The 11,999-nt window shown below is 62.8% G+C and carries 8 protein-coding genes, 1 tRNA gene and 2 pseudogenes; 6 read left to right on the forward strand and 5 right to left on the reverse strand.

Translation table 11 applies throughout. The features are described from left to right. Positions 1-30: 30 nt before the first annotated feature. Both ED21_RS01200 and ED21_RS01205 read left to right on the forward strand, forming a co-directional pair. A complete protein-coding gene (locus tag ED21_RS01200; protein ID WP_006831980.1) occupies positions 31-1,416 on the forward strand; it encodes a lipopolysaccharide biosynthesis protein in 1,386 nt (461 codons plus the stop codon). Between the two features lies 1 nt (position 1,417). Next, a complete protein-coding gene (locus ED21_RS01205) occupies positions 1,418-2,356 on the forward strand; it encodes a sulfotransferase (protein ID WP_034920923.1) in 939 nt (312 codons plus the stop codon). Positions 2,357-2,407: 51 nt separating this feature from the next. On the opposite strand, the gene ED21_RS01210 is transcribed toward ED21_RS01205, so the two are convergent. Both ED21_RS01210 and cpdR read right to left on the reverse strand, forming a co-directional pair. Next, positions 2,408-2,482: transfer RNA gene (locus tag ED21_RS01210), tRNA-Val, on the reverse strand. A gap of 89 nt (positions 2,483-2,571) precedes the next feature. Continuing rightward, positions 2,572-2,961, reverse strand: coding sequence for a cell cycle two-component system response regulator CpdR (gene cpdR, locus ED21_RS01215; protein WP_034921149.1), 390 nt, complete (start codon positions 2,959-2,961; stop codon positions 2,572-2,574). Between the two features lie 169 nt (positions 2,962-3,130). Here cpdR and ED21_RS01220 point away from each other — a divergent pair, with 169 nt between their 5' ends. Continuing rightward, positions 3,131-4,003 carry an N-formylglutamate amidohydrolase gene (locus tag ED21_RS01220; protein WP_233995686.1) on the forward strand — a complete coding sequence of 291 codons (873 nt, stop codon included), beginning with the start codon at positions 3,131-3,133 and terminating at the stop codon, positions 4,001-4,003. A 229-nt stretch (positions 4,004-4,232) separates the two neighbouring features. Here the strand turns inward: ED21_RS01220 and ED21_RS01225 are convergent, their stop codons facing one another. Both ED21_RS01225 and ED21_RS01230 read right to left on the reverse strand, forming a co-directional pair. Beyond that, positions 4,233-5,009, reverse strand: a complete 777-nt coding sequence (locus ED21_RS01225) for a SapC family protein (protein ID WP_006831984.1) — start codon at positions 5,007-5,009, stop codon at positions 4,233-4,235. 85 nt (positions 5,010-5,094) lie between these two features. Next, complete coding sequence (locus ED21_RS01230; RefSeq protein ID WP_034921151.1) at positions 5,095-6,543, reverse strand: FAD-binding oxidoreductase; 1,449 nt, start codon at positions 6,541-6,543, stop codon at positions 5,095-5,097. A gap of 157 nt (positions 6,544-6,700) precedes the next feature. Here ED21_RS01230 and ED21_RS01235 point away from each other — a divergent pair, with 157 nt between their 5' ends. The 3 genes and pseudogenes from ED21_RS01235 (at position 6,701) to ED21_RS01245 (ending at position 9,643) form a co-directional block, all read left to right on the forward strand. Beyond that, positions 6,701-7,288 (forward strand): hypothetical protein, encoded by a 588-nt coding sequence (locus ED21_RS01235; RefSeq protein WP_006831986.1) that lies wholly within the window; start codon positions 6,701-6,703, stop codon positions 7,286-7,288. A gap of 110 nt (positions 7,289-7,398) precedes the next feature. After that, a pseudogene (locus tag ED21_RS01240) lies at positions 7,399-8,777 on the forward strand (DEAD/DEAH box helicase). 41 nt (positions 8,778-8,818) lie between these two features. Beyond that, positions 8,819-9,643, forward strand: coding sequence for a sterol desaturase family protein (locus ED21_RS01245; RefSeq protein WP_156787208.1), 825 nt, complete (start codon positions 8,819-8,821; stop codon positions 9,641-9,643). Here ED21_RS01245 and ED21_RS01250 read toward each other — a convergent pair. Continuing rightward, positions 9,640-11,951 (reverse strand): annotated as a pseudogene (locus ED21_RS01250) (ATP-dependent helicase). The gene ED21_RS01245 and the pseudogene ED21_RS01250 overlap by 4 nt on opposite strands. Between the last annotated feature and the right edge of the window lie 48 nt (positions 11,952-11,999).

Genomic DNA, 11,999 nt, shown 5'->3' on the forward strand with positions numbered 1-11,999 from the left:
CGCACCAGTCTCCGTAGATAAGTCCACTCGATGTCCCGCCAGAAAGACCGCCGCCAAGTTCTCAGGGCGACGCTTGCCGTCGCGGCCAGTCGTGCGCTCGGTTTTCCGCTTGCTCTGGCCGTGAGCATGTGGCTGACGCGGGTGCTTCCGCGTGAGGAATTCGCCTTCTTCGGCGTTCTCGCGACATTCTCCATCGTTTTTGCGATTTTCGCCCAAGCCGGCTTCCAGACGGGTGTGGTGCGGATGCTGGGAGAGGCCGAAGCCGGAGACGAGCGGCATCCGGCCCCCACAGTGGTCTATGCCGCGCTGCTGAGCACGGTCGTGGGCAGCCTTCTTCTGGGAGTGTTGTTCTATTTCGCGGGAAGGGAGGCGCTGCCCTCCATTCCGGGCGGATCGGACTGGCTGTTCGCGCTCGCCGCTCTCCTGCTGGTCGTGCGGTCGGTTAACACGGTCGCTGCCGAGGCTCTTCGCGGCATCGGACGGGTGGGTCTCTCGTCGAATTTCAGCGGACAGGGCAACCAGGGCGGGGTCGTGCGCTGCGTCCTGGTCCTTGCGGGGTTCGCGCTTGCATCCGTCTTCGGGGTACTGACGCTCGAAACGGCGATCTGGGCATCGATTTCCGCCTCGGTCATCTGCGCGATCTGGGCGCTGGCAATCGTCCTGCGCTATACCGGTGCGGGGGCGAGCGCGAAGGACGTTGTCGCGACGATCAAGGCGCGACGTCACGACAATTTCAACATGGTCATCAGCGAGGGACTGATCTTCTGGACGTCCGGATCGGCTGCGCTGGTGATCGGCGGGATGATCATCGATGCGGCCATGATGGCCGGGATGGTTGCCGCCTTCCAGCTTCGCAATATTCTCACCAGCCCGCTGACCGTCATCGCGGGGGCCGTGCCGAACATTCTCATCCGCCTGCACCGCGAAGGAGACAAGGAGGAACTGGAGCGTGTCATGCGTACGACCGGTTCTGCGGCATTCCTGCTGTGCTTGGGCGTCTGCGGCGGGTTGGCGCTGATCGGCCCGGGCGGCTTCCGCCTCCTGTTCGGTGCCGGATATGGCGATGCCTATTTTCACTTCCTCATCATGGCTGTCGGGATCACCTATTTCGTCTATTGCGGCCTGTCCGGGCAGGCGCTGCTGCTCATGGGGGACACCCGTGTCCATCGCCGGGTAATGATGCGCGTTCTGGCCGTGACCATGCCGGCCTATATCCTGCTCGCCTATTTTGCCGGGCCCTACGGTCTGTCCGCGGCACTGGCGGGCTCCATGATATTGCAGAAACACCTGCTGATCCGTGCAATCCGGCAGGATCTCGACCTCGACACGCGGGCCTATCTCGACCCGCGGGAATACAAAAAGGCTTTCGTCATGCTCAAACGTATCCTTGCCGAGAAAACCTGGGGGAAGGGCTGAGATGGCGGAGGCACGGACAAAGCCTGCGGCCACCGTTCTCGTCACCGGTGCCCCGCGCAGCGGAACGACGGCGGTTGGCGAATTGCTGAGCCGATCGCCCAGAGCGATAGAACTCTACGAGCCGATGAGCGATATCGTGGGCGACAGGGCGGTGGCCGACTGGTTTCCCATCCCCGGCCAGGAAGGCTTCGAACTTCCGGTGGCCGACGACCTCGTCGAGCGTATCCAGCGCCGCCGCCTGCGCTGCGGTTGGCGTCCGGAGGCGATCCAGGGGACCCAGGGCCGCAACCGCTTCCTCAACCGCACGCGGCGCACTGCATGGCTGGCCAGGCTGCAGCCGTGGAAATCTACGCAGGTCTGGAAGGACCCGATGGCGCTGATGCTGGCACCCCGCCTCGCGAGAACCACGGACGTTCCCGTCATCATCACCGTACGCGATCATCTTAGCCTGGCGTCGAGCTACAAGCGGATGGAATGGCGTCCGCCTGTCGAAGGGCTGGTGGACCGCATGCAGCGCGCCGGATTGCGATTCGATGCCCGTATTCCCGATCTTCTCGGGACCGGTCTCGATCCCATGCGGGCCGGCGCCATAGCCTGGAACGTTTTCTACGGCGTCGTGCTCGACGAGCTGCGAGCCGGCCTTCCTGCAACAGTGGTCCTCAATTCCGACCTGATGCTGCATCCCGAAGCGGTGCGGCAGCGGTTGATTGCAGTTACCGGCCTTTCGGTTCCCGCCCCGCGCGAGGCGGCGGAAGAGCAGTCCGGGGCGAGCGAAGACCTGCCCCAGAAGGCGCACATCGCGAATCGCTCGCTGGAGAGCATTACGGAATATTGGAAGAAGACCCTGTCGGAAGACGAGGTAGCTTTCGGACGCGATCTTAACGACGAATTGTGGGCCGAGCTGGAACCTGAAATCCGCCAGCATCGCGAAGGCTGGTGAAATAGGGTCAGACAACAAAAAACCCGCCGGTGACGGCGGGTTTTCGTTCGATGGTGGGCGTACCAAGGTTCGAACTTGGGACCCCTACGATGTCAACATAGTGCTCTACCACTGAGCTATACGCCCACGCTATCGAACATGCCGTTTTGTGCGGCAGGCGCGCCCTTTAGCGAGGCCTTGGAAACCGCGCAAGGGGGCAATCGCCACTATTTCGATTAAAGCTGCGCGCTGACCTTTTCTTCCAGCACGCGCTCCACTTCCATCACGAGATCGCGCAGGTGGAACGGCTTGGAAAGCACCTTGGCGTGCGGCTGCTCGCGGCTGGCCTTCAGCGTTACCGCAGCAAAGCCGGTAATGAACATCACCTTCGTCGTCGGGCTGATCTCATTGCAGCGCTGCGCAAGTTCGATGCCGTCCATCTCGGGCATGACGATATCCGACAGCAGGAGGTCGTAATGGTCGTTCTCGAGAAGGGGAATCGCCTCGGTCCCGCGATCGACCGCATCGACGCCATATCCGGCCTGTTCGAGCGCCCGCTCGAGATAGGTCCGCATGGCCTCGTCGTCTTCGGCAAGCAGGATTCGTTTGTGGTGCAGCTCACTCATGCGGTCCTCCATAGCCCAAACCGCTTAACAAATCTTCCGTTCCGTCGCAGAATGTCCCTAATCGAGACCTATGCATTTTGACTTGTCGCCTGCCGGAGGACAAGGTCCCTTCATGGGTGAAGGCAAGCCAAGCGAACCTCCGGGGGATTCGGTCGACAAGGGGCCTCGGATGCCCTTCGAGCTGACCCTGCCGGACACGGCTCCGCTACCGATCCTGATCGCGGCTCCGCACGGGGGGCGTGCCTATCCCGCTCCTGTCATGGAGAACTTCCGCTCCAGCGAAACGCATCTGCGGCTGGAGGATCGCCATATCGACACGCTCGCTGTCGAAATAACCCGCCAGACCGGTGCGGGCCTGCTGGTCGCGCACACGCCGCGCGCGGTTATCGATCTCAACCGCGCACCGGACGATGTCGACTGGACGATGGTGAGCGGCGCGAAAAAGATAGCGATGCGGCATTCGCTCGCGAATCGAAGGGCTCGAAGCGGGCTGGGCCTGGTGCCGCGGCGCCTATCGGGCGTGGGCGAGATCTGGCGCCGTCCGCTCTCCCAGGTCGAACTGGATGACCGGATCGAAACCGTCCATCGCCCTTACCACCAGGCCCTTGGCCTGGCGCTCGAACAACTCCGCGATCGATGGGGTGCCGCGCTGCTGATAGACCTCCACTCGATGCCGCCCTTAAGGCGACGGCACACGGACGAGATCGTGCCCGAATTCGTGATCGGCGACCGGTTCGGGGCAAGCTGTGACGGACGGCTTGTGTCCAGCGCCATCGACCATTTCAACGAGGCGGGCCGGCCGGCCTCCCAAAACCGACCGTATTCGGGCGGATATGTGCTCGACCGGCATGGCGCGCCGCGGCGGGGAATTCATGCAATCCAGGTCGAGGTTTGCCGCTCGACCTATCTCGACCCGCGCCTGGTGCAACCTGGGCCGAGGATGGCGTCTATCGCGAAACTGCTCGCCCGGCTGGTGAGGCGCCTTGCTCCGCAAGTAGCTGAAATCGGGGGCGACACTGCCTTGCCGCAGGCTGCCGAGTAATCTCGCAAAAAACCACCTCGTGCAGGTGCACGAGGTGGCCAAGGTTCAGGGAGGAGATGCACCTATGTGCATCATGTCGGCAGGCCATGAGGGGAGCGCCGCCGACACTGTCTAGGTGGGTATCTGCCCAGCCTCTTTCAAGCATAAGAAAAGTGGCGGAACCGGTCATATCGACGCGGTTCCGCCCCTTCTTGTCTCAACCTGTCCCGCATTGGCGGGACGGGGAAAATCAGGCCGTAGCTGCGGGCTGCGGCGCCGTGCCCTGCTGGACCTGACGCGCGAAGATGACGCGCATCAGGTCCAGCGAGTAGATGTGAGCGTGGATCAGCATAAGCAGGCCATTCTTGTGCCACTCGCCGAGCTTCTCGTCGCTGACATCGCGCAGCTTATCCTGGTCGATCATCTTGAAGCCGCGATAGACGAAGGGCTTTTCTTCGCCTTCGCGCTGCAGGGCGACTTCACCGTCCATCAGCAGGCCGGCATCCTTGATCTCGGTCAGGAAGGCCTGCGTGCGCTGGGCCGACTGTTCGAAATGCTGGCAGAAATCGAGGATGCGCTTGGTGGTGTCGGTCGTATTGCCTTCGTCGTCGAACAGGCGCTCGCCTTCCTTGAATTCGCCAATCGCGCCGCTGCTCGGATCGAACATCAGCGAAAGGTCGGTGGCGTCGGGCTTCAGCTTGGCAAGCATGAAGGGATAGCGACGGATGTAAGCGGGCAGATAGACCTGTTCGGTGACCTTGCCCTTGTCATCGACGAAGGTGTTCACGCCCTCGTTGAGACCCATGAGGGCGAGCGGCAGTGGGTTTTCGCCCGACGAGAAGACGATCGGGAAATCGCGCTGGGCCTGGACGAATTCGTCCACCGTCAGCGGGATCGCGTGCGCCTTGGCCAGCCACGGGGCCGAATCCATGCTGCGGCTGCGGTAGTTCTTGTGATCCCGGCTGTTGAGCGGCATCAGGTCGTTGAAGAAGAGTGGCAGTTGAGGCTGCTGCGGCGCGCTCGCCATGAGTTGTCTCCGAAAGTCTTTTCTACAGTGATGGGATGAGGCGAAAGCTGTCCGAATGGACATCACGCGCCAGAAGCTGCGGGCCTTACGGGGTTGCGCGGTCTTTCGCAAGCGGCACGAGCTTGCCGGGATTGAGCAATCCCCGGGGGTCGAGAGCCTGTTTCACGCTGCGCATGACGGCGAGGGCGACAGGACCGCCCAGGCGCCCCAGTTCGTCGCGCTTCACCTGGCCTATTCCGTGTTCGGCGCTGATCGATCCGCCCCACTCGGTTACGAGATCGTGGACATAGGCGCTGATGGCTTTCCCTTCGCTCTTTTCCCACTCGCCGCGCGCCGCTCCCGCAGGCGCAAGGACGTGGAAATGGACATTGCCGTCACCGAGATGGCCGAAAGCGATCGCGCGCGTGCCGGGAAATCGTTTCTCCACCATCGGCGACGCGGCCTCGACGAAATCGGCCATGCGCGCCACGGGCACGGAAATATCGTGCTGCATGGCGGGGCCGATGGCGCGTTCGGCGGGCGCTATCGAATCGCGCAATTGCCAGAAAGCTTCCGCCTGCGTTTCGTTGGCGGCCACCACCGCGTCACCCAGCAGATCCTGTTTCATGGCGCTTTCAAGTAGCTCTTCGGTTGTCCCGCCCAGCGCTTCGGCTTCGTCGGCAGGGGCGACTAGCTCGATTAAGGCGTTCCAGGAATGCTTTCCGACGAGCGGTGCACGTGCATCGGGCAAATGGTCGAGTACGGCGGCGAGGCTGTGCGCGGGGACGACCTCGAAGCCTTCTAGCGAATCGCCTGCAAGCCGTTCGCAATGCAAGAGAAGTTTCCGCGCCATCTGAAGCGAGTCCAGTCCGGCCCATATCACGCGCCGGTCCCCGGATTCGGGTAACAGACGCAGCGTGGCGGCGGTCACGATCCCAAGCGTGCCTTCGGATCCGATAAGCAATTGCTTGAGGTCAAAGCCGCGGTTGTCTTTCTTGAGCGGCGTAAGCGTATCGAGCACGGAGCCGTCTGCCAGCACGGCCTCGAGCCCCAAGACCTGCGCGCGCATGGTGCCGTGGCGCAGGACCTGCGTGCCACCGGCGTTGGTCGATACGAGGCCGCCGATGGTTGCCGATCCCTTGCCGCCCAGCGTCAGCGGGAATCGCAAGCGATGCTCTTCAGCCTTCTTGTGAAGCGACTGCAGGATCACGCCGGCCTCGCAGGTAACCTGCCTGGCGTCGGCATCGAAGTCGCGGATCGCGTCCATCCGGCGCAGCGAGAGCAGCAGCGCCTCGCCCGTTCCATCAGGAGTCGCGCCGCCCGACATCCCGCTGTTCCCGCCTTGGGGTACGATCGGAACGTCATGCTTCGCGCAGAGCTTCACCAGCCGGGCGACTTCTCCCGTGTTTGCGGGCGAGGCGAGGGCGAGCGCCTTTCCCGTGAAACGGCCGCGCCAGTCGGTCAGCCAAGGGGCCAGCAGGTCCGCATCGCGGGTGAGGCCACGCGGGCCGAGTAGGTCTGCGGCTGCCGCGAGGAAGGTGTCGCTCTGGGTCATTGCGGCGCCCATGCCACATTCGGCAGGCTTCACGCTACCTCTTGCCAAACGGGTCGATACAATTAAGCCGATATTCAAACGTCTTGGGGCATTGAGGCATCTTCACGCCTGTGTGCTTTGACCCGCACAGCCAGAGGAGCGCTTTTCCGCACCGTCGATGCCCAGCCTGCCCATCCTGTTCGCGCCGTTCGCGCTCCTGCTTCCGCTGGGCTTTTTGGGCGTGCCCATGACGGACGAGGGCGAAGCGAGGGACGTGGCGCAGCAGACACATGATGGAGAACGACGTGTCTCCGCGCTGCCGCTGTCGGACGAGGCGCCGGGCTGGGCCCCGCTGCTCGATAGCATTGCGCCGGAGCCCAACGAACAGGTCCGCATCGAGCGCCGGATTATCCTGCGCATCTCGCCCGCTCCGAGTCCCTTGCGGCGGAGCCTGACCGCCGACGCACCTCGCGCGGCGCCGCAGACGCGGATAGTGGAACGCCCTATGGGCAAGTGCGTCAATAGCGCCGCCATCGGCGGGGTCGCAGATCGCGGTGACCACCTACTGATGTTCATGCGCGACCGTACGACCGTTGCTGCGCGGCTCGAAAAGGGCTGCAGTCCGCGCGATTTTTACCAGGGCTTTTATGTCGAACGGAACGACGACGGGAAGCTTTGCATCAAGCGTGACCGGATCATGAGCCGCTCCGGCGCGAAATGCCAGGTGGCAAAATTCACCCAGCTCGTGGTCGAAATGGTGGACTGAAAGCGCTTTTCCTTGACTTCCCGCCCCGAATTCGCGATGGGCACGCTCGCTAAAGGCCGCGGCATTGCGGCCTTTTTCGTATTTCCAAATCAGGGGCATTTGACCACCGCATGAGTTTCGCCGATCTCGGCCTATCCGAAGACCTGCTGAAAGCCGTCGAAGAGGCCGGTTATACCGAGCCGACTCCGATCCAGGCGCAGGCCATTCCGCCCATCCTGATGATGAAGGACATCATCGGGATCGCCCAGACGGGTACCGGCAAAACAGCCAGCTTCGTGCTGCCAATGATCGACGTGATGGCTTCCGGCCGTCGCCGCGCGCTCATGCCACGCAGCCTGATCCTCGCACCGACGCGCGAACTTGCCGCACAGGTCGCCGAGAATTTCGAGAAATACGGCAAGAATCACGATCTCAAGCTCGCCCTGCTGATCGGCGGTGTCCAGATGGGGGATCAGATCAAGGCTTTGAACGAAGGCGTCGACGTGCTGATCGCCACACCGGGCCGCCTGATGGACCTGTTCGAGCGTGGCAAGATCCTGCTGAACGGCTGTGAACTTCTCGTCATTGACGAGGCGGATCGCATGCTCGACATGGGGTTCATTCCCGACATCGAATTCATCTGCTCCAAGCTTCCCGAGCAGCGACAGACGATGTTGTTCTCGGCAACGATGCCCCCACCGATCGAGAAACTGGCAAAGAAGTTTCTCGATAATCCCAAGCGGATCGAAGTCAGCCGCGCGGCTACGACCAACAAGGACATCACTGCGTTCAAGATTCCGGTAGAAAGCCGGAAGAAGCGCGAAACCCTGCGCTGGTTGCTGCGCAACGACCATGTCGAAACAGCAATCATCTTCGCCAATCGGAAGACCACGGTGCGCGAGCTTAACAAGAGTCTGCAACAGCACGGCTTTGCGAGCAGCGAGATCCATGGCGACATGGACCAGTCGAGCCGGATCAAGGAACTCGACCGATTCAAGAACGGTGAGGTCAACATCCTTGTCGCTTCAGACGTTGCGGCGCGCGGTCTCGACGTGAAGGGCGTAAGCCACGTCTTCAATTTCGATACGCCTTGGCACCCGGACGACTATGTTCACCGCATCGGCCGCACGGGCCGTGCCGGAGCAAAGGGCCGTGCTTTCACTTCGTCTCGAAGGAAGACGCCGAGGCAATCCAGAACGTCGAGAAATTGACCGAGAACGAGATCCCCGTCTTCGGCAAGAAGGATGTGCGAGTCGAGCTGGTCGAGCCTTCCAAGAAGGACGCGGCGGAGGAACGGCCCGCCAAGCCGAAGCGCGCCGAGTGTGAGGATAGTTCAGATCGCAAGGAGCGCGAAGATAAGCCCAAGCGCGCACCCGGCAAGGCAGCGGTCGAGCCGCCAGCCGAAAAGCCCAAGCGTTCGCGCCGCCGGGACGAGCGCGACGACGAGCCGACCAAGGCGGGCGAATGGAACGGGCCGGTCCCGACCTTCCTCGACGTTTCGGCGACCTGATTTAACGCTTTCCTTACCATGCCGCGCGCAAGATGCGCGGCATGGAGATCTTCGCCCAACCGGCCCAATCGACCCTTATCCTGCTGGTGATGACCGGTCTGGTCTTCGGCCTGCTGGCGCTTGCCACCAAGCGGCAGGGTTTCCGAGCGGCCGTGGCGCGCACGCGCGGCGAATTCCTGACCAATCTCGGCCTTAGCGGCATCAACATGGTGCTGCTGGCACCGCTGTTCGTCTTTCCCGACGGAGCGCTGCGCGATGCGATCGGCGCACCGTCCTCGCTTGCGGGCATGTGGAACCATGTGCCCGACGCGCTGGCGTTGATTGCGGCCATTCTGATCTTCGACTTCGTGGTCTACTGGCGCCACCGGCTCGAGCATACGCGCCTACTATGGCCAATTCACGCAACGCATCACGCCGATACCGCGCTGCACTGGCTGTCGATCCTGCGCAAGCATCCGCTGAGCAAGCTTTTGAGCACCTGCGTGGACATCGCGCTGCTACTCCTTCTGGGCGTGCCCGAATGGGCGGTCGGTGTTGCCGGCATTATTCGCGGTTGGTGGGGCTTCTTCATCCATGCCGACGTGCCATGGACACTGGGTCCGCTCGGCCATGTGCTGATTTCGCCGGCCGCGCACCGCCTCCACCACATCCGTGACGAGGCGCTGATGGGTAGCAATTACGGCAACACCGTTACCCTGTGGGACAAGCTGTTCGGCACCTATGTCGACCCCGCACCGCATCTCAATTGCGAGACCGGCATCGCCGAAGGGACACGCGGGCTGGGCGGCGAATTGTTGCGGCCGTTTGATCGGCGCTATTGGCGCAAACCCCGCGAGGAAGCGGTGGAAACTGAAGTCACCGCCTAATCGGCGGCCAGCTTCACAAAGCTGTCGAGCACCCGCTTGGTGCCGGCCTTCTCGAATTCGATTTCCAGCTTGTTGCCTTCCTGGTCAGTGACAAAGCCGTAGCCGAACTTGTCGTGGAAGACGCGTGCGCCGATGGCGATGTCGGTGCGCGGCTTGGCGGCGAAGCTGGCGGCGCTCTTGCCGGTCTCGGCGATCCGCTTGGGGCTGGTGTCATACCCGCTCGACAGGGCGCGCTGCCAGCCGGGGCCGCGCGCAGTGCTGCGGTCGGGGCGCGCGGTCGAGACATGGGCGAACGGGTCTTCGTTCTCGCTCCAGTTCGCGCGCCAGAGGGAGGCACCGCCACTCATCGTGGTCTCGCTCTCGATATGCTCCTCGGGTAATTCCTCAATAAAGCGGCTTGGGATCGAACTGGTCCATTGGCCATAAATGCGCCGGTTTGCGGCATGAAAGATCGTGCAGCGGCGTTTGGCGCGCGTGATGGCGACATAGGCGAGGCGGCGTTCCTCCTCGAGACTGGCAAGACCGCCTTCGTCGATCGCACGCTGGCTGGGGAAGACGCCTTCCTCCCAGCCGGGCAGGAAGACATGGTTGAATTCCAGTCCCTTGGCCGCGTGCATGGTCATGATGGTGACCTTCTCGCCATCGTCGGCGCGGTCGTTGTCCATCACCAGGCTGACGTGCTCGAGAAAGTCCGTCAGCGTCTCGTATTCCTCCATCGCGCGGGCGAGCTCGGTGAGGTTTTCGAGACGCCCCGCGCTTTCGGCGCTGCGATCCTTGTTGAGCATGTCCTCATAACCGCTTTCGACCAGCACGGTGCGCAGCAATTCGGATGGCGTGACCTGTTCGGCCAGCTCGCGCCAATGGACGAATTGGGTGAGCAGGCCGCCCAGCGTGTTGCGCGCGCGGGCCGGAAGCTCGTCGCTATCGGCAAGGTCGAGCGAGGCAGCGGCGAGCGGCTTCTGCGTACGACGCGCATGGCGGCGCATGGCCTCCAGCGTCTTCGCCCCAAGTCCGCGCTTGGGTTGGTTGTAGATTCGCTCGAAGGCAAGGTCGTCGGCCGGCTGCGCGATGGTGCGCAGATAGGCAAGGGCGTCGCGAATTTCTGCGCGCTCGTAGAAGCGAAAGCCGCCTACGATGCGGTAGTTGAGGCCGATCTGGATGAAGCGGTCTTCGAATTCGCGGGTCTGGTACTGGGCGCGCACGAGGATCGCGACCTCGTCGAGCGGAGCGCCCTCGCTTTCCAGCCGTTCGATCGCTTCGCCGACCCGCCGCGCTTCTTCGGGTGCGTCCCACACGCCGACCACGTGGACCTTCTCGCCCGCCCGAAGCTCGGTCCACAGCGTCTTGCCGAGCCGTTCGCTGTTGGCGTTGATGAGCCCCGACGCGGCCGCGAGGATCTGCGGGGTGGAGCGGTAGTTCTGCTCCAGCTTGATAACCGCCGCGCCTGGAAAATCCTTTTCGAACTTGAGGATATTGGCGACTTCTGCGCCGCGCCATGAATAGATTGACTGGTCGTCATCACCCACCACGCAGATGTTCTTGCGCGTCTGAGCGAGTAGGCGCAGCCACAGGTACTGGACCTGATTGGTGTCCTGATATTCGTCGACAAGAATGTATTTGAAGCGCTGCTGGTACTGCGCCAACACGTCGTGATGCTGGCGGAAGATGTTCAACATGTGCAGCAGCAGGTCGCCGAAGTCGCAGGCGTTCAGCGCTTTCAGCCGGTCTGATAGAGCTTGTAGAACTGCGCGCCCTTGCCATTGGCATAGGCCTCGTTCTCCACCGCATCGAGATCGCCGGGGTTGAGGCCGCGGTTCTTCCAGCGGTCGATCAGGCCGGCCAGCTGACGCGCGGGCCAGCGCTTCTCGTCAAGGTCGTTTTCCTGAATTAGCTGCTTGAGCAAACGAAGCTGATCGTCCGTGTCGATGATCGTGTAATTGCTCTGCAATCCGACCAGTTCTGCATGGCGGCGCAGCATGCGCGCGCCGATCGAGTGGAAGGTGCCGAGCCACGGCATGCCGTCCACTGCATCGCCAATATGCCGCCCGACGCGCTCACGCATTTCACGCGCGGCCTTGTTGGTGAAAGTGACGCAGAGGATCTCGCTCGGCCAGGCACGGCGCGTTGCGATAAGGTGGGCAAGCCGTGCGGTGAGCGCGGCGGTCTTTCCCGTACCGGCACCGGCCAGCATCAGCACCGGCCCCTCCGTCGTCAGCACTGCTTCACGCTGGGGCGCGTTGAGCGGCGCCGCATAGGGCGGAATTGCGCCATCTTCGGCGGGACTTGGGGGAGCGGGGAAGTCGGGCATAGTTGTGGAACAGCTAGGGAACGCCAGGGCGTAGCACAACCCCCATAC

Origin of the sequence: Erythrobacter sp. SD-21, from assembly GCF_000181515.1 — a bacterium.
Taxonomy (GTDB): domain Bacteria; phylum Pseudomonadota; class Alphaproteobacteria; order Sphingomonadales; family Sphingomonadaceae; genus Qipengyuania.